Source organism: Arthrobacter sp. 01N442 (assembly GCF_056399345.1).
Map to the genome: position 1 here is coordinate 805,119 of NZ_JBFTRD010000004.1, position 17,772 is coordinate 822,890.

13 protein-coding genes and 1 pseudogene are annotated in these 17,772 nt (G+C 62.4%); 7 read left to right on the plus strand and 7 right to left on the minus strand.

Annotated features, from left to right (window positions below; all coding sequences use genetic code 11):
- Positions 1 to 6: 6 nt before the first annotated feature.
- Positions 7 to 2,421 (plus strand): DEAD/DEAH box helicase, encoded by a 2,415-nt coding sequence (locus AC1DNC_RS11175; protein WP_476862603.1) that lies wholly within the window; start codon positions 7 to 9, stop codon positions 2,419 to 2,421.
- Positions 2,422 to 2,461: 40 nt separating this feature from the next.
- On the opposite strand, the gene AC1DNC_RS11180 is transcribed toward AC1DNC_RS11175, so the two are convergent.
- From AC1DNC_RS11180 to AC1DNC_RS11190, 3 genes and pseudogenes are all read right to left on the minus strand, one after another.
- The gene (locus AC1DNC_RS11180) at positions 2,462 to 2,851 is read right to left on the minus strand and encodes an Rv3654c family TadE-like protein (protein ID WP_476862633.1); all 390 of its coding nucleotides are present in this window, start codon (positions 2,849 to 2,851) and stop codon (positions 2,462 to 2,464) included.
- Positions 2,851 to 3,291, minus strand: a complete 441-nt coding sequence (locus AC1DNC_RS11185; protein ID WP_476862604.1) for a TadE family type IV pilus minor pilin — start codon at positions 3,289 to 3,291, stop codon at positions 2,851 to 2,853. Before AC1DNC_RS11185 ends, AC1DNC_RS11180 begins: the two co-directional genes overlap by 1 nt.
- 86 nt (positions 3,292 to 3,377) lie before the next feature.
- Positions 3,378 to 3,485 (minus strand): annotated as a pseudogene (locus tag AC1DNC_RS11190) (DUF4244 domain-containing protein); the annotation flags it as partial.
- 38 nt (positions 3,486 to 3,523) lie between these two features.
- Between AC1DNC_RS11190 and AC1DNC_RS11195 the strand changes: the two are divergent.
- Together AC1DNC_RS11195 and AC1DNC_RS11200 are read left to right on the plus strand one after the other, a co-directional pair.
- The gene (locus AC1DNC_RS11195) at positions 3,524 to 5,008 is read left to right on the plus strand and encodes a recombinase family protein (RefSeq protein ID WP_476862605.1); all 1,485 of its coding nucleotides are present in this window, start codon (positions 3,524 to 3,526) and stop codon (positions 5,006 to 5,008) included.
- 2,753 nt (positions 5,009 to 7,761) lie between these two features.
- On the plus strand, positions 7,762 to 8,394 hold the full coding sequence (locus tag AC1DNC_RS11200) for a hypothetical protein (RefSeq protein WP_476862606.1): 633 nt from the start codon (positions 7,762 to 7,764) through the stop codon (positions 8,392 to 8,394).
- Between the two features lie 66 nt (positions 8,395 to 8,460).
- Here AC1DNC_RS11200 and AC1DNC_RS11205 read toward each other — a convergent pair whose 3' ends face one another.
- Both AC1DNC_RS11205 and AC1DNC_RS11210 read right to left on the minus strand, forming a co-directional pair.
- Positions 8,461 to 8,787, minus strand: a complete 327-nt coding sequence (locus tag AC1DNC_RS11205; protein ID WP_476862607.1) for a hypothetical protein — start codon at positions 8,785 to 8,787, stop codon at positions 8,461 to 8,463.
- A 168-nt stretch (positions 8,788 to 8,955) separates the two neighbouring features.
- Complete coding sequence (locus tag AC1DNC_RS11210) at positions 8,956 to 9,117, minus strand: hypothetical protein (RefSeq protein ID WP_476862608.1); 162 nt, start codon at positions 9,115 to 9,117, stop codon at positions 8,956 to 8,958.
- Between the two features lie 637 nt (positions 9,118 to 9,754).
- On the opposite strand from AC1DNC_RS11210, the gene AC1DNC_RS11215 reads away from it, so the two are divergent.
- Together AC1DNC_RS11215 and AC1DNC_RS11220 are read left to right on the plus strand one after the other, a co-directional pair.
- Positions 9,755 to 9,883, plus strand: a complete 129-nt coding sequence (locus tag AC1DNC_RS11215) for a zinc finger domain-containing protein (RefSeq protein WP_476862634.1) — start codon at positions 9,755 to 9,757, stop codon at positions 9,881 to 9,883.
- The gene (locus tag AC1DNC_RS11220) at positions 9,880 to 10,305 is read left to right on the plus strand and encodes a hypothetical protein (protein WP_476862609.1); all 426 of its coding nucleotides are present in this window, start codon (positions 9,880 to 9,882) and stop codon (positions 10,303 to 10,305) included. The genes AC1DNC_RS11215 and AC1DNC_RS11220 overlap by 4 nt, the downstream gene beginning before the upstream one ends.
- On the opposite strand, the gene AC1DNC_RS11225 is transcribed toward AC1DNC_RS11220, so the two are convergent.
- Positions 10,302 to 10,520: a type II toxin-antitoxin system Phd/YefM family antitoxin gene (locus tag AC1DNC_RS11225; protein WP_476862610.1), complete on the minus strand. Its 219-nt coding sequence runs from the start codon at positions 10,518 to 10,520 to the stop codon at positions 10,302 to 10,304. The two genes, AC1DNC_RS11220 and AC1DNC_RS11225, sit on opposite strands and share 4 nt — an antisense overlap.
- Before the next feature lie 300 nt (positions 10,521 to 10,820).
- Between AC1DNC_RS11225 and AC1DNC_RS11230 the strand changes: the two genes are divergently transcribed.
- A complete protein-coding gene (locus tag AC1DNC_RS11230) occupies positions 10,821 to 15,716 on the plus strand; it encodes a DEAD/DEAH box helicase (protein WP_476862635.1) in 4,896 nt (1,631 codons plus the stop codon).
- On the plus strand, positions 15,717 to 16,577 hold the full coding sequence (locus tag AC1DNC_RS11235; RefSeq protein WP_476862611.1) for a hypothetical protein: 861 nt from the start codon (positions 15,717 to 15,719) through the stop codon (positions 16,575 to 16,577).
- Between the two features lie 56 nt (positions 16,578 to 16,633).
- Here the strand turns inward: AC1DNC_RS11235 and AC1DNC_RS11240 are convergent, their stop codons facing one another.
- Positions 16,634 to 17,284: a helicase associated domain-containing protein gene (locus AC1DNC_RS11240; RefSeq protein ID WP_476862612.1), complete on the minus strand. Its 651-nt coding sequence runs from the start codon at positions 17,282 to 17,284 to the stop codon at positions 16,634 to 16,636.
- Positions 17,285 to 17,772 lie beyond the last annotated feature (488 nt).

Below are 17,772 nucleotides of genomic sequence, written 5' to 3' on the forward strand. Positions count from 1 at the left end.
GTTGGAGTGAATCCACATGAGTCCCTGATCCCGTTGCTGGGCCGCGGCCCGGAGCCGGAACAGCTGCGGCATGTGCGGACGATTCCTGCCCGCAAAGCCGTCAACGAACCGTGGCCGGAGTGGGTCCACCCCGATCTGGTGCAGGCGTACGGCTCGCTCGGCATCCACGAGCCCTACCGCCACCAGGTGCAGGCGGCCGAACTCGCCCACGCAGGCGAACACGTGGTGATCGCCACCGGCACCGCCTCCGGCAAGTCCCTGGCCTACCAACTGCCGGCACTGGACGCGGTGCACCGCTCCGAACTGCGCGTCCTGGCCGACCCCGGCAAAATCCACGACAACGGCGCCGTCACCCTCTACCTCTCCCCCACCAAGGCGCTCGCCGCCGACCAGCTGGCCGCCATCCGCTCGCTCAACCTGCCCACGGTCCGCGCGGAAACCTACGACGGCGACACCGACCCGGCATCCCGCCGCTGGATCCGGGACCACGCCAACGTCATCCTGGCCAACCCCGACATGCTGCATTTCGGCATCCTGCCCAACCACGCCTGGTGGGCCCGGTTCTTCCGCCGGCTCCGCTACGTGATCGTGGACGAGGCACACAGCTACCGCGGCGTGTTCGGCTCGCACGTAGCCAACCTGATGCGGCGGCTGCGCCGGATCTGCGCCTACTACAGTCCCGGCACGTCCCACCACGGACCTGTGTTCATCGCCGCATCGGCCACCGCGTCCGACCCCGGCACTTCCTTCGGCCGGCTCATCGGCGCTCCGGTCCGGGCGGTGTCCGAGGACTGCTCGCCGCACGGCGCCACCACCGTCGCGTTCTGGGAACCCGCGCTGACGGAGCTGCGCGGCGAAAATGGCGCCAAGGAACGCCGGACCGCCGTGGCCGAAACCTCGGACCTGCTGGCCAACCTCGTCTCCTCCCGCATCCGCACCATCGCGTTCATCAAATCGCGCCGCGGAGCCGAGACGATCGCCTCCATCACCAAGCGCCTCCTCGATGAGGTGGACCCCAGCCTGCCGCAACGCGTGGCAGCCTACCGCTCCGGGTACTTGCCGGAGGAGCGGCGGGCCCTGGAAAAGGCGTTGCGCTCCGGCGAGCTGCTGGGGGTGTCGAGTACGTCCGCGCTGGAACTGGGCATCGACATCTCGGGGCTCGACGCAGTTCTGGTCGCCGGCTGGCCGGGAACCCGCGCGTCGTTGTTCCAGCAGATCGGCCGGGCGGGCCGCGCCGGACAGGATGCGATCGCCGCCTTCGTCGCAAGCGATGATCCGCTCGATACGTACCTGGTGAACCACCCGGAGGCGATCTTCGATGTCTCGGTTGAGGCCACCGTCTTCGACCCCTCCAATCCCTATGTCCTGGGGCCGCACCTGTGCGCCGCCGCCGCGGAACTTCCCCTGGGCTACGCCGAGTTGCAGCTGTTCGGCCCGACAGCCGAGAAGCTGCTTGACCAGCTGGTCGCCCAGGGCTACCTGCGCAAACGTCCCGCGGGCTGGTTCTGGACCCACCCCCAGAGCGCCGCGGCCATGGTGAACCTGCGCGCCGACGGCGGCGGTCCGGTGAGCATTGTGGACGCCGACACGGGGTCTTTGCTCGGCACCATGGATTCACCCCAGACCCACTATCAGGCGCACACCGGCGCCATCTACGTCCATCAGGGCGAGAGCTACGTCGTCGAGGATTTGAACGAAGACGAGCACTGCGTCGTCGTGCGCCGGGCCAACCCCGACTACTACACCACCGCGCGGGACGTGACCCAGATCGAGGTCCTGGAGACGCTCCGCACCACGCAGTGGGGCGACGTGGCGGTGCATTTCGGCGACGTGAAAGTGACGACACAGGTGGTCTCCTTCCAACGCAAGGCGCTGATTTCGAACGAGATCCTCGGCGAGGAACCGCTGCAGCTGGGTGCCCGGGACCTCTTCACCAAGGCGGTGTGGTTCGTGATGGACAACCGCTCCCTGACCGGCGCAGGGCTGATCGAGGCACAGTTCCCCGGCGCCCTGCACGCAGCCGAGCATGCGGCCATCGGGCTGCTGCCGCTGGTGGCCTCCAGCGACCGCTGGGACATCGGCGGCGTGTCCACGGCCATCCACGCCGACACCGGCGTGCCCACGATCTTCGTGTACGACGGCCACCCCGGCGGCGCGGGCTTCGCCGAGCGCGGCTACGACAAGGCCAGGCTGTGGCTCTCCGCGACACGCGACGCCATCAAGGCCTGCGAATGCGAGTCCGGCTGCCCGTCCTGTGTCCAGTCGCCCAAATGCGGAAACAAGAACAACCCGCTGGACAAGGACGCCGCCGTCACGCTTATCGAGATGCTGCTGGCCGACGCCACCGACCTCATGGGCGGCGGTGCCGAGGACCAGGGAGCCGCGCCGGCCGCCGGGCACGTCAGCCACCAGCCGGGCTAGAGCGGCGACCGTTCACCGGGGCCCGCTTCCCTGGCCCCGCTTACCTGGGCCCGTGCGCCGGCCCGGTGCCCTCCGCCGGCGGAGGTCCTGCCCGGGCCAGGCCGGTGGCCGAACCGAACACCGTGCGGGATCGGAGTTCCGTCCGGACCTGGACGGTGTCGCCGGATTCGACCGAACAGCCCACGAGCCGCGCACCATGGCGGCCAGCGACGTCGGCGGCGACGGCACAGGGTTCGCCGCTGGTGAGTCCACGGGCGGCATCCGCGGCCGCGAGTGCAGCCATATCCGCTGCCGTCGCGGCCTGCGACGCCATTACCGCGGCCTGGCCTAGCAGGACGACGATGGTCATAGCCAGCAGCAGCACCATCCCCAGGCCCAACGCCAGGACGGTCCCCGCACCTAGTTCCGGGTCCCGCACCACGGCCGGCATCACGCTTGACAGGCGAGGGCAAGGTGCGCCGTCGCCGGGGCGGGGAGGGCCGGCGCGTCAGGGGCCGGCGCGTCAGGGGCCTCGCTCCGCGCCCACGCCTTCGCGGTGAGGGTCCATGGGACCAGCGGACCCACCGCGCCGCTGACGGTTCCGGACACGGTGACGCTGATCCAGACGCCGTCGGAGGCCACGGCAGCCAACGCCGAATCCCCGGCAAGCTGCCGGACGATCCCACCGACGGCGGCTGCGTCTTCACCGCGCGCGAGCGCCCTCGCGCCGGCCCGGGCGGCTTCCTCGAGCCGAAGCTGCGTCAACCCCGCGGCGGATCCGGCCAGCAGCAAGCCAAGCAGGAGGACCACGGCCGGCAGCGCGACGGCGAACTCGGCCGTCACCGCGCCCCGGGCTGCTGCTGCGCTGTTGACCGCCCGGGATCCTCGCATCCAGGCGGCGAGGTCCCGCGGGCGGCGAACTCCCGTTTGCGCGGAGGTATGTGCCAGGGCGGCCGGCCTGCCCCGGGAGCGCCGGATCACGGCAGCGCCAGCGCAGTGCGGATGAGGTTCAGCAGAAAGCCCCGGACCTCGTCGCTGCGCATGATCAGCACGAGCAGACCTGCGAAACCGACGGCGGCTACCGTGCGTCTTTCAAAGCATACTTTGGACTATTCTGATTGGCATGACAACTGCCGTTGCTCCTCCCCTCCGCGTCGCCATATACGCCCGGCAGTCGGAAGACGTCGACCAGGGCATCGCCCAACAGCTCGACGATTGCCGGACGGAGGCCGTCCGGCGGGGCTGGAAGACGGTCGCCGAGTTCCGGGACAACGACGTCGGCGCCAGCTCGGCCCGTGGTCCGAAAACGGACTGGGCTCGGATGCTGCGTGAGTTTGACGCCGGCACGTTCGAAGTTTTGCTGGTCACCGAAACCTCCCGGCTTACCCGCAGCTTAACCGACGTCCTCGATGTACGCCCGCCGCGCCGGGACATCCGTGTGGTGGTGATCCGTGAGGGCATCGACACCGAGATCGATGACTTCCTGCTCAAGCAACTCATCCTCCTCGCCGAGCGTGAGGTGAAGATCAAGGCGGCGCGGGCGGCTCGCTACGCCGCCGAGCGCCGGAAGGAGGGGCATCCCACCTCCGGAATGACGCCCCACGGGTACCGGTGGCTACCCGCCGCCGAACGAGACTCGACGGGCACTCGCTATGTCATAGACGAAGGTGAGGCCGCTGACGTACGCCGGATCTTCGCCGAGTTCCTCGTCGGCGCGTCGCTCGGACAGATCGCCAGAGACCTTAACGACGCCGGCAGGACCACACGGAAAGGCGCTCGGTGGCGCTCGGCCACGGTGCGTCGCATCCTCATGAACCCCTTCTACGCGGCTCTGCTGCCGCCAGCACAACCTTCGGGGAAGCATGAGCTGGCACATATCGACCTTCAAGCCTGCACCGCCGGCGCCTGGGAGGCAATCGTGGAGCACGAGCAACTGGTCGCGACACGCGACCGCCTCGTCGGTGTCAAACCTAACCACAACGGTACGGCCCGCAGATGGCTCCTCTCCGGCCTGGCAAGGTGCTCCGTGTGCGGCGTGCCGGTCCGTTCAGCACGGGGAGAGACGCATCCGACGGCTCGCAAGGACGGTTCCGGAACGGCTCCCACGCAGCGCTACCACGCCTATCGCTGCATCAACGGCCACTTCATGCGCAACGGCGATCTCATCGACGAATACGTCTCCATGCTCTGCATCGCCCGGCTGTCGGAGACTGACGCTGCGACGTTGTTGAGTCCCAAGGCGGCCAAGGTGGACATGGCTACGCTGCACACTCGCCGAGACGCACTCAGAGCGTCCCGGAAAAACGTCTTTTTGCTTATCGATGATGACCCTGCGCGGTTGGCAGCCGCGCAGGACCGACTCCACGACATAGAAGAGCAACTGAGAATCGTCGACTCAGAAATCACGAGCGCCGTGAGTCTGGGTCCTTTTGCCGACTTGGTCGGCGTTGAGGACGTGCGCTCGTGGTGGGATTCGAAGACCCTCGCTCGTCGCCGTTCCATCGTTGAGTTTCTGATGAGCGTCGCCATCTGTCCTATCGGCAAGGGCCGCCGCGTTACGACCTGGGAGGCCGTGGCCGCGACGCTGGATGTCGTCCCGAAGGTTTGAGTCCGGACATGCCGATCCGTCTGCTTGCGGGGCCACTCCTCATTACGGAAATCATTACAGAAATGATTTCCGCTTAAATTAGGTGGATGCGTGTCCGTAGTCCCCGCCCGGATCAGCGCTGTATGGGGCAGAGCAGTCGGGGCGTTCGGATGGTCTGCTGGCTCGTCGCCAGGGGCTCTGCAGGACGAACAGCGCCGGCGCACGTTCTGCCAGATACCGGGTCTATTCAGGCACAGTCCCTGGATCCTCAGCACAGCACGCTGCACGTAGGGCAGGCGGGTCGCTGTTACCCGGCACTTGTCCCGGAACGGGTCACCGGCGGTGACGGTCTTGGCAGGTGCCTGACTGGACTTCCGGGGGCACGGTGATCTTCACTCCAAGGTCTTGACCGCGCGAGCTCAGCGGGTGGGTTGCGGTAGATGCAACGTCTCTGCTCCAACCCCCGGGTCGGCGCCAGCCGACCGGTGCCGAACGGCACCCTCACGCTGCCCTTGTCGCGAGGCTGCCGCGGGGCAATGGCGCTGCTCTTCCGCTTGTCTCAGAGACGCCTGGGGCGCCAGTCGCAGGAGTCTCTGTCCAGGGACCGCGACAGCGTCGCCGGGGGCTGGAACCACTCGCGCCAGCGATGGTTTCAGGGGCACCCCAGCGACGCGTCAGCGTTGGTGGGGAAGGGAGCGCAGTGACCGAAAACCGTCGGCTGCGCCGACCACCGAAGCGAAGCGAGGTGCCAGTTTTCCTTATGCCCTGTTACTCATTCCGTCGTATCTGGAGCTCTAGCGGAAGATCGACGGGTTTTCTGCTGGTACGTCAGCGCAAACTGGCGCCTACCGCTTCGTTCCTACCCGACCCTTTTTGCTTCCTACTCGTAGGAGGTCGGGTTGGAGTGGCGCTGGTTTCCGCGGGTTTTGGGCGTTTTGGCTCCGACCGGGATTGATAGTGCATGGCACCCGGTAGGAGCGCTGTTTGGACTGTCAATGGTGGGAAAGACGTGTCCACCATGTTGTGTCCCCTCGCCATATTTAGCTGTCCACGCGTGGACAGTGGGTGGACACTGACACGTCTTTCCGCGGGTTTCGGGCCCTTGGCTGTCCACGCAAATTTGAGGTGCATGGCACCGCGTGGACACCGTGGCCGCGCGACTGGGCCCGCAGGAAAGTGGCTTCCACCGCTCGCTTTCAACCCGACCGTTCTCGGTTTCCACTGGTGGAAGGTCGGGTTGAAGTGACGCCACTTTCCGCGGGTTTTGGGCTGTTGGCTTTCCACCGGGTTTTTAGGTGCATGGCACCCGGTGGAAAGCGTGCTGCGGAGCAGCGTTACGGGGTCTGCGACGAAGGAGCGGGCACCGGTTGAAGCCCAAAAAGGGGACGGAGTCCCCGTCTATGGATCTCGTACCAGCAGGCGCTGCGACGCAGGAGCAGCAGTCCCCTGCGAGGTGCTGCGGGGCGGAGTCTGAGGAATGAAGACAGACGGAGCAGCTGGGGTGCCGAAGGCGCTGCGCAGCAGCTGCTGCAAGCACATCCTCCAATGAGGTTTCCCGGCCCGTCAGGGACTGGTCCAAACGCCCTCACGGCAGTGGCCGCAGGGCTGGGACGCCGACCGGTTCACCGGCCGTCAGAGCACGGCTCGGCTCCTGCTCAGGGGGTGGCCGCAGCGCTCCGCCGGTGGTTGCAGCGTCGCTTCACGCCGCCCGGAGCCGTTCTGGACGTGGTGGCCCAGTGTCGGGGCGGCATGGCTCTCCCACTCGCCAGGACTGCCGACGCGGCGGTCCCGCAATTGCCGTTCCAGTGCCTCCGCCCGCCCGGGCTTGGCGTCCATGGGCTGGGGCCAATACTGGCCCATTCTTGGTCAGAAATTGACCAAAAGTGGCCACAGAATGGCCAAAAATGGCCCTTGGGACCCGCCGTTTCCGGCTTCGACCCAAGGCGCCAGGGCTTCGGAGCGTCCAAATGCACTTGCTAAGCCAGATACGGCCCATTTTTGGGCCATATCTGGCCCAAATCCGGTCACGGTGGCTACGGAGTATTTTTGAGCTGTTTGAAGGGCCAAAAGGGGCCCATTTTTGGGCCACCAACGGCCCAAAAATGGCCGGAACGACGCGGATTCCGGATCCTGGGACCATTTCTGGCCCAAATGTGGCCCATTTTTGGCCAGAGAGTCTGGTGGGGCCCGTGAATACTCGGTCCTCCGGGGGCGACTGGGCACCGGCGTGACCACGAGCACTAGGACGAACACATTGACCCGACCCGGTCGGGACATGGGCTGGCGCTGGCGATTGCAGGCCGTGGTTGAACCCTTGGCGGCTGCGCGACACTCTGCAATCATGAACGCAATGGGCAGAAAGGGGCGAACCGATGCCCGCAACCGAAGACGAGGGCCAGGCCTCCAGGGAACAAGCCATTCTGCGCATACGGAGTGGAATCCGATCGGCCCAGCTTCGGGTCGCCTTGGACGAGGCCCGGGGGCGTGAGACTCCACCGGCCGTAATTAGATTGGCGCAGCGGACGCCCCCGCCGCTTCCGTCCCCATTCGATACGCTGAGAACGCCGGACGGTAGGCTCCGTATGGATCCGGAGGCTCGGAGAGAATTGGCGCTCCACGTACGTCGCAACATCCTGGCCGCGCAGTTGAGGGTCGCCCTGGACGAGCAACGAGGTCGGCCGACCCCGGAGGCTGTGAAGAGACTCGCCCAGAGGAAGCTGCCAACTTGGTAGGTCATGAGTTTCATAGGCCCCTTCAAACTGTAGGCTGCGTGAATGGCAGATGAGATCCATTGGCTCGTGCCGCCGACGTCCGTAAGTCTTTCCGGCGACGAGGCCTTCACCGGGATACCAAGTACGACCGTCCGGGAGTTCTGGCAATTCGCCCTCGGCGACCTACGGATGAACAACGCGCGCGGCTATCTGGCAGAGTTCCTGGTCGGCAAAGCGCTTGGCATCACACCTCTGAGACGTGTCGAGTGGGATTCCTACGATTTACTCGTTGGTGACATCACGGTTGAAATAAAATCGTCGGCCTACCTGCAGTCCTGGGAACAGAAAAAGCCCAGCGCCTTGTCGTTTTCCGGCTTACAGGGAACGCGCTATCACCCGCGCGCACCGGGAGACGGGATGGATCCGCTGGGAAGACGCTATAACGCGATGGTCTACGTTTTCTGCGCACACGTTGAGACGGAGCACGCCAAGTACGACCAGTTGAACGTGTCCCAGTGGGAGTTCCACGTTGTGCCGCGCAGCGTTCTGGCTGCGACCGGACTAAAGAGCGTCGGCATCACCAAAGTCCGCGAACTCTCTGGCAGCTCGACGCCATGGGCTGACCTCGCGAAGAGAGTCACGGCTGCCGGCGCGGACCAACAGCGAGATGACGATGCACCGTGGTGGAACAGCTAGGTCCGGCCGGACGAAGTGGCTCTGGTGGACGAATTTTGAGCGGCTTGTGAGCCGCCGCGGCCGGGCCTATGCCTCGCGACTGCGCATGTAAAGCCAGATGGCGTGGTCCAAGACGCGCGGATCGATGCCGAACACGGCAGCGGCGGCATTCACCAGCCGGCGCACGTATTCGTCGGACTCTCTGTTCGGAGTTTCAAGGACGAGCTTCACGGAACGTTCAAGCCAGGTGTCAGGCTTCACGTCATGGGAGCCGATCAGCATTGTGAAGTAGGACCATGTCACCGGCCCGAGTCCAGGGACATTCACGTAAGCGGCCTTCTGTGCCGGATCCGTCGGGTCAATGTCGGCCGCAGTTTCGACTCCGCATCCGTACAGGGAGACGGCGGCGTTCACGATCGCTGCAGCCTTTGTTTCGGGGCCCGTCATCTGGCGGTTGCGCAGGACTTCGCCAAGCTTTGCCTCGTCGAAATCTGCAAGCCGCGACAGGCTATTCGGGGCTTGATCGCCGACGGCGACCTTTTAGCGACTCACCGCTGCACGGACGCCGCTGTCGGCTCTGCCCTAGCGGGCCCGGATGGACAGGACCGCGTCGACAAGTGCAGCTTCGATCTGGTGCGGGTAACCACCTGGCCAGGCAGGGAACGGCTTCGGCAGAATGGAGTCAATCCCGTCCAAGAGGCTCTTCAGGTCAGCGTCAAGGTCCTGCTTAGTGGTCTGGGTCATGTTCTCCCCAGGTCGTCGTCGGAGCGCCCCGTGGCGATCCCTCGTATTGATACACGAAGGGTCCGCCCGGCGGGATATGACGTCGGCTACGGCGCAGATCATTTTAGGCGCGCCAGGTTGACTTTCCACGGCGTTCAGCACGGCTGTGATGCTGGAGTGTGCTGGTGGCCCGGGCACCCCGTTGTGGATTCGCGACAGACCCGAAACCGCCCCTCGCATAGTGCGAGCTCTTCCTGGTTTATCAGGCGATCCAAGCGCGTGTAGACAGTTTCAAATAGGCAATCACACGAATCTCACGACAGGGGTGCTCATTTGTATATATTCGGCATACCGGGTTCCTAAATTCCGTCGGTAAGTCCTGAGATATCAGCCTATTTTGTAAATAAGGCACGCGGCAGTCTGATGATAAACGCCTAAAAATTCCTTAATCTCTCCGCCCACCGGCGCATTAGCTTAAGGCTCCGTTATCTGGAATGCTTTGTTCATGCCTACGAGTCGCAGACGCAAACTAACGAATATCAAGAGGGTGCAATCCAGTGCATCTGGCGCATCCGCGGAACCGAAATTTGAGGAAATTCGTGCCCAATGGCAGAAGGTAAGGGTTGCACCTAATGCCGTTCACAATCCCTACGGTGTGATGGCCAAGGCTGCCCAGAGCTACGCATGCACCAAGTGCGGGGCTGCACCGGGGGCGAAGTGTGTTACGCCTTCGGGCAAGCCTCTCTATGATCCGCATTCAGCGCGAAGGAAGAGGGTCAACCCGTGATTGATCCGTGCCCGGGGCGCATTGCCGCCATACGACGGGCCGAGTCGCTCGCGGGGAAGATCAATCTTCTTGTGGACGTCATCATGACCGAGTCCGGGCGCCCCTTCGACTATCCGGCAATCAGGGATGCCGCGAAGGCGACCGGTTACTACATCTCGCGGACACGGTGGTCACTGCTCAAGAGTGGCAAGGAGCAGATAATCCCCGATGAGCTCCTAGACGCCCTTGCGGTCGTATTTGATGTAGATCCGGAGTATCTTCGCCATGAGGACAGCAAGCTCCCAGAGCAGGTGGAAGCGGGCCTGGCCCTGCTGCGTCATATTAGAAGAAAAGAAGTCCGTCAATTCGCCTCCCGGGCGCTCGGCCCGGTGGATCCTAAAGCGCTCAGGGCCATAGTGAGGGTTCTGGACGAGGCCGACTAGGTGTCACGAGCCGATCTGATAGCTGAGAGCAGGCGTTGCGCGTTCCCAGGTGAGCGCAGCAAGTAGCTCGTTTCCATCAGGCCCTCGTATTCATCTTTCGACATCAGCACGGCTGATCCGCGCTTGGACGTGATCTCAACCTCTATGCGATCGCGGTTGACGCGCTCGATCAGACCCAAAAGGTCCCGTTGAGCCTCGCTCGCTGATATCACCATGGCCGCCTCCCAGCTGTCCTAGGTATCGTACGGCCCGCTCCGCGGGCGGGTCTTGGTGGGCCCCTTTGAATCGTCATGTCCCCCCGCCCCCTGTCGCAGGTTCACCTGGAGAATCGAAGAAGCGAGGAAAATGGGATGACCGGCCGGGGAAGGCACAGCCCGGCGATGTACGCCACATACAATCAGTGGAAGTCCCTCGGGGCTTCCTTTCTTTCATATCCGCACCACCTTGGGGACACCGTGACCACTACGTTTGACGAGCTGCTTGGCACCTACCGCGCCCTTTCGGATTCCGAAAGGATGAAAGGCAGCTACCTCGAACAGCTGGTGGTGCAGTATCTGGAGAACGACGGCGTTCACGCACCTCAGTACACGGACGTGTGGTTGTGGCGGGACTGGCCGGACCGTCCGGAGAACTTCACCAACAAGGACAATGGCATCGACTTGGTCGCCGCCCGTACCGACGGTGGCCTGACCGCCATCCAAGTGAAGTTCTATGCGCCTGGCTACAGGATCCAGAAGCACGACATCGACTCGTTCCTGTCGGCATCTTCAAAGAAGCCCTTCACGAACGCGGTCGTCGTGGACACCACCGAGGGTGACTGGTCGAACAACGCGCTGGAGATGCTCGACGACCGGCATGTGCCGGTGCAACGGATCGGTTTGAGCGACTTTCGACACTCGAACATTGACTGGTCGACCTACGATCTGACGGCGCCCACTACGCCGAAGTTGTTCGACAAGAAGCAGCTGCGCCCGCACCAGCACAAGGCTGTCCAGGCGGCGCTGAAAGGCTTCGAGGACAATGACCGCGGCAAATTGATCATGGCCTGCGGCACCGGAAAGACCTTCACGTCCTTGAAGCTGGCCGAACGGATCGCCGAAGAGCTGGGCCATGTCCGGGTCCTGTTCATGGTGCCGTCCCTGGCGCTGATGTCCCAGTCCCTCAAGGAATGGTCGGACGAGACCGAGCAGCCTATGCACGCATACGCAGTGTGCTCGGACAACAAAGTCGGCCGCGTCAAGGACACCGACCTGACCGATGTTGCGCTCCACGATCTGCAGATCCCTGCCACGACCGACGGCGCGCGGCTCATTGAGGCCATGAACTCGCGCACGTTGGATGAGGGCATGACGGTGGTGTTCTCGACGTACCAGTCCATCGACGCCGTGCGTGCCGCACAGCAGGCCGGCCTGCCCGACTTCGACCTGATCATTTGCGATGAGGCGCACCGCACCACCGGCGCCACGCTCGCCGGCGACGGCGAATCGCACTTCGTGAAGATCCACGACAACCACTGGATATCCGGCACCAAGCGCCTTTACATGACGGCCACACCCCGGATCTTCAACGACAACACCAAAGACGCGGCCCGGGAAAAGGACGCGGTCCTTTGCTCCATGGATGACCAGTCCATTTACGGGCCCGTGTTCTACCGGATCGGATTCGGCGAGGCCGTCGAGCAGAAGCTGCTGACCGACTACAAGGTGCTGGTGCTGGGCGTCGACGAGACACAGGTGCGGACCACTTTCCAGGACCAGTTGGCCGACAGCAACAGCGAACTCAACATCGACGACATTGCCAAACTCGTGGGCGTCTGGAACGGCTTGGCCAAACGGCGGGCCGGCGAATTCCAGGACGGCTTCGGCCAAGATTGGCAGCCCATGCGCCGGGCGGTGGCGTTCAACCGCTCTATCAAGGCCTCCCAAGTTATCGAGGCAGAGTTCCAGGAACTCACACGCGTGCACCTCACTGACCTGACCAACGACGACCCGACAGATGACCTGCGGGTCGAGGTCAAGCACATAGACGGCGGCTTCAACGCTGTCCGCCGCGGGGAGCGGCTCGACTGGCTGAAAGCCGATGCTGACGTCATCCAGGTCGACGACCGCACCGCGCCACGCAACGCTGACGGGTCGTGGCCGAAAAAGAAGCAGCCAACCTGCCGAATCCTCACCAATGCCCGCTGCCTCACCGAAGGCGTTGACGTCCCGTCCCTCGATGCGGTGCTGTTCATGAATCCGCGAAACTCCATGGTCGATGTCATCCAAGCCGTCGGCCGCGTTATGCGGAACCACGTCGACGCCGAGACCGGTGAGGTCAAGAAGTTCGGCTACATCATCCTGCCGATCGCCATCCCGGAAGGAATGTCTACCTCGGAGGCGCTGAAGGACAACCAGCGCTACAAAGTTGTCTGGCAAGTCCTCCAGGCACTGCGCGCCCACGACGAACGGATGGATTCTTCGATCAACCAGATCGAGCTGAACAATAAGGCTCCCGAGTCCATCATTGTGGACAAAATCGACTTGGCGCCGAAGAAGAAGGGGCCGGTCATCGATCCGAGTCCTTCTCCGGACGTGGAGCCAGGGCCAGGACCCGTCGACCCGGGCACGCAGACGACCCTGACGTTCCCTGTGGAGGAGTGGAAGGACTCTGTTTACGCGAAGATCGTGGACAAGTGCGGCAACCGCATGTACTGGGAGGACTGGTCCAAGGACATTGCCTCCATCGCCAAGAAGCACATCGACCTGATCAACGACCTGCTCTCGGACGCCGACTCCTCGCACCGTACCGCCTTCGACGGATTCGTCGCCGGCCTCCGGGAAAATCTGAACCCGGAAATTGATGATGCCCAGGCGGTGGAGATGCTGGCCCAGCATCTGGTAACCAAACCGGTGTTTGACGCCATGTTTGCCGACTCCAACTTCACCGAGCACAACCCCGTCTCCCGGGCGATGCAGAACATCCTTGACCAACTAGGCTCCAATGCTGTCTTCGAGAAAGAAAGCAAGGGCTTGGAGAAGTTTTACGAGTCGGTGCGGGCACGTGTCTCCAAGATCGACAATGCCGCTGCCAAGCAGTCCATCATCGTTGAGCTCTACGACAACTTCTTCCGTAACGCCTTCCCGCGCATCGCCGACCGCCTTGGCATCGTGTTCACTCCGGTGCCCGTGGTGGACTACATCCTGCGGTCAGCCGACGCTGCCCTGCGCCTGGAGTTCGGGAAGTCGCTCTCCGACGAAGGCGTCTCCATTTTGGAACCGTTTGTGGGGACGGGAACCTTTCTGACCAGGTTGCTGCAGATCGGACTGATCAAGCCGGAAGACCTGCACCGGAAATACACGGAGGAGATGTTCGCAAACGAGATCGTCTTGCTCAGTTATTACATTGCTGCCATCAACATCGAGACGGTGTACTCGGAAGTGGCTGCCAACGCGAGGATCGGGACTGGCTACGTTCCGTTCGACGGGATCGCCCTGACCGACACTTTCCAGCTCAATGAGAGCGATGGCCAGCTTGAGACAACGGGGATCTTCCCTGAGAATCACGAACGCGTGATCCGTCAGAAGAACCAGGACATCCGCGTCATCGTCATGAACCCGCCCTATTCCACAGGGCAAACAAGCGCGAACGACAACAACCAAAACCAAAAATATCCGGCCCTAGATGCCAGCATCGCCGACACGTATGCCAAGCAGTCGACCGGAACAAACAAGAACAGCCTCTACGATTCATACGTCCGTGGAATCCGCTGGGCCTCGAACCGCGTCAGAGACAACGGTGTCATCGCCTTCGTATCCAACGGCTCCTTCATCGACGGCAACACCGCAGATGGTATTCGGAAAACCTTTGCCCACGAGTTCAGCCGGATCTTCGTCTATAACCTGCGTGGTCATCTCCGGGGAAAGACAGCAGCGGAACAGAAACGTGAAGGTGGGAGCGTGTTCGGCCAAGGGACTATGACCTCAACGGCAATATGCGTGCTAATCAAGAACTCACAACATACTGCTCAGGCAGACCTCCACTACTCAGACATCGGGGACTATCTGTCGATACCGGAGAAGCTGGAGAAACTCCGAGTTGAAGGGTCGCTGGAGAATACCGATTGGGAGTCCATCACACCCAACGAGCACGGAGACTGGATCAACCACCGTGACGAAAATTATGACCGGTACCAGCCCATCGGCGACAAAACCACCAAAGGCAGGCCAACAACCCCGGGGATCTTCGTGAACTACTCTTCGGGACTGAAAACAAATCGCGACGCATGGACCTTCAACTTCAGTACCGCAAAATTGCGAGAGAATGTTACCCGGCTCGCTGCTGCGTACGAAGCGGACCGTGTCCGTTATAAGAATGATCAACTAAATCTAGACGACGCAGGGGTCTTGGGGTTCGTCAATCAGGACCCAACGAAAATTAGTTGGGATCGCTCGCTGCGTACTAGTCTTCGCCGCGACGACAAAGTAAGTTTTGATGAATCGATGGTGCGGGATAGCCAGTACAGGCCATTCTGCCGGCAATTCGTCTACTTCGAACGCAAGCTGAACAATGATCAAAGTCAGTTGCCAAAGCTGTTTCCCACGCCCGCTCACACGAACCTCGTGATCACATTGTCAGGCCCCGGATCGGCCGGCCAGTTCTATTCTTTGATGCAGAACCAGATTCCGGCACTGGGTGTTGCAACGGCACTCCAGGGTTTCAGCCTTTACAGCTACGAACCTGTCTCAAGCGGAGCGAAACCCAGTTTGTTCGACGACGTCGATCCCGACGTCGTCGATGGTTACCGGCGCAAGGACAACATCACGGATGCGACGCTGAAGGCCTACCGCGGCTTTTACGAAGACACCGCCATCAGCAAGGAAGACATCTTCTACTATGTCTACGGCGTGCTCAACAGCCCAACCTATAAGGAGCAATACAGGGCGGACCTGATGAAGATGCTGCCACGCATCCCCAAGGTCCGGAACTTCCGCGGCTTCAGCACAGCGGGCCGCGAACTTGCCGAGTTGCATCTGAACTACGAGACGGTCGAGCCGTACCCGCTGGAGGAGATCACGCACGGCGCTCCGGGCACGGATGCTTATGAGTACTACCGGGTCAACAAAATGGCCTTTGCTGGACGCAATGACCGCTCGCGTATTATCTACAACCACCACATCACACTGGCGGGCATCCCGGACGAAGTTGACGACTTCACGCTGATGAGTGGGTGGTCAGCGTTGAAGTGGGTTATGGAGCGATATCAAGTGAAGATCCACAAGGACTCTCGAATCACCAACGACCCGAACGACTATTGCCGCGAGGTCGGCGAGCCGCGGTACATCATCGACCTGATCAAGCGGATAGTCACGGTGTCACTGGAGACCAACAAGATTGTCGCTGGACTGCCGGCGTTGGAGATTGCGGAGTAGTTGGCGATGGTCGCAAATGTCAGCCAAGAACAGGAGCTGCCCCTCGGAACAGCTCCTGAAATGACAGAGCGCTCCCCCCGCGTGCAGCAACCAATCAAGAAAGCACCGTGGCTTCAGCGAGCCCTGCAGCGGCCAGTTTGGACCATGGTTGCACTGGGCGCCGTGGCTTTTGTCATCGAGGTCTGCCAACAGTGGCCAGAGTTCTTCTTCCCCGGACATGCCATCGGCGAGATCATCCGTAACCTGGCATATGCACTCATCGGCGCGGTCTTATTCAACTGGATACTGATCGAGATTCCTGGCGAGCGGCGGAAGCGAAGCGTGTATTCGCGCAACCTGCTGGCTCTTCAGTTCTTGGCGCAGATGGGCCCATTCATGCTGGCGTGGTACCGCGGTGGTGCTCGTCTGACGGGAGCGGCCGAGCAGAATCCAAACGCATGGGACCGGTCAAGTATTGAGAGGTGTGCGCGGTCAATCTACGAGAGAAACATCGAAAATTTTGGTTCGGAGAGAAGGCAATTCCTCGCCGTGACTGTCAACTCTATTCAAGTCGCCTTGGACGGCATGGATGGAGCCTCGTATTTTCTTGATCCCGATGTCGCGGTTGCTCTAGCCCTCTATCCTGCCAAAAAAGGCTTGAACCAGCTTCAACCGCCGGAAGCCAACGATCCAGAGCCGTGGAAGCGAGACGTTCATATTGCGTGGGAGCTTCTTCAAGCGAGCCAGAGGCTCTACGAGGCTCTGACAACATGCGCGCCCTACCTCGAGCTGAATATTGAAAGCGGAAGTGTTGGTCTTGCGAACGGGGTCACTGAACCGGTGAGGCTGGAGGACCTAGTGCGCGGGGCGCAGCGCGCGTGAAACACCGTCCCTTTCCGCAGTGAGTCTGACATTTCGAGTGCCGCAGCGCTGCGCGCCTACGGCCGGGGAGCGCGACCTCGGGTCCTTCCGATCTGCCAGCCTGGGACGGCGTCGTCCATGAGTTCGACCTTTTCAGCTTCGAGCTCGCCGCGGCGGTGCTTTTGCCGCTGGGAATGCACCCACACGCCGAGGGTGTGTTCCCGCTCGGAGTCACACTTCTTGTGGCGGGGCCAGTCGTTGCCTTCGGCGCGGAAGTCCGCGAGCTGGGCCAGCCGCTGGTGCCATCTGGCTTCCCCAGCTGCTGTCCGGGGGTTCCAGCCCCACCCGGGGACTCGGGCAAGGCCCTCGCCGTAGGCGGGATGAAGCGTGCCGGCGCGTGCTTCGCGCCGGCGGTCCGAGAGCCACTGAACCATCGCCCGTTCATTCCTGTCATTTGGGCCATCACTGGGGAACCGGCCTTGAGCCGTAATCCAGCTGACGACCTCGTCCATGCGGGCGACGTCCGCTACGGATGGTCCGGACTTGGTGCCCGCGGCGGCCAAGTGTGCAGTCTCTAGCTCCGGATCCCGGCGGCGTGCGATGACGAGGTGGTAGCCGACGGTGGCGGGCTCGGCGCCAACGAGGTCAGCAATCTGTTTCCGGCTCAGCCCGAGTCGGTACATCAACACCCACTCTGCGTCAGGTGCGCGCCGCAATCGCTTGTCCATGATGGGAGACATCCTGCCACAGGGCCGGCTCGAAACGATGCCGCGATACATGCATGTGCGAACATCGCCTGACAGGGCCTGGAGGCGGCGATGCCTGTCACGCGTCGTCAAGGCTTCGCATGGGCCTATATAAAGAATATAAAGCTGTATAAAAGATGGCTTGCGGAGATTCCGTTCAAACCGGTCCGGACGTCCACCTGCCAGTTGGGGACACGATACTGAGCAGGCGTGAGTAAGCGGTCGTCCGGGTGGCACATCAGGAGTGCGGCAGCCGTCTACTCCCCACGCACCGTTCGCACCCGGCATCCGGCAAGTTATAGGAAGTTCTAGGGGGTTCTATGGTTGTGACAGGTTTGGATGGCCCCGGTAGGACGGTTATTTCTGGCCCCACTTCGTGACTCGCCGGGCAGGTTGTGACGGTTATATGTGGCCCCGCCTTCAACGTTGGATTCATCAGTGGATGGATGCGGCGGAAGGCTGTTCTGGAT

Bases quoted from the DNA above. Each gene is read 5' to 3' on its own strand.
- AC1DNC_RS11180 (WP_476862633.1), bottom strand. From the start codon at position 2,851: ATGCCGGCCGTGGTGCGGGACCCGGAACTAGGTGCGGGGACCGTCCTG.
- AC1DNC_RS11185 (WP_476862604.1), bottom strand. From the start codon at position 3,291: ATGCGAGGATCCCGGGCGGTCAACAGCGCAGCAGCAGCCCGGGGCGCG.
- AC1DNC_RS11195 (WP_476862605.1), top strand. From the start codon at position 3,524: ATGACAACTGCCGTTGCTCCTCCCCTCCGCGTCGCCATATACGCCCGG.
- AC1DNC_RS11200 (WP_476862606.1), top strand. From the start codon at position 7,762: ATGGCAGATGAGATCCATTGGCTCGTGCCGCCGACGTCCGTAAGTCTT.
- AC1DNC_RS11210 (WP_476862608.1), bottom strand. From the start codon at position 9,117: ATGACCCAGACCACTAAGCAGGACCTTGACGCTGACCTGAAGAGCCTC.
- AC1DNC_RS11215 (WP_476862634.1), top strand. From the start codon at position 9,755: ATGGCCAAGGCTGCCCAGAGCTACGCATGCACCAAGTGCGGGGCTGCA.
- AC1DNC_RS11225 (WP_476862610.1), bottom strand. From the start codon at position 10,520: ATGGTGATATCAGCGAGCGAGGCTCAACGGGACCTTTTGGGTCTGATC.
- AC1DNC_RS11230 (WP_476862635.1), top strand. From the start codon at position 10,821: ATGAAAGGCAGCTACCTCGAACAGCTGGTGGTGCAGTATCTGGAGAAC.
- AC1DNC_RS11240 (WP_476862612.1), bottom strand. From the start codon at position 17,284: ATGGACAAGCGATTGCGGCGCGCACCTGACGCAGAGTGGGTGTTGATG.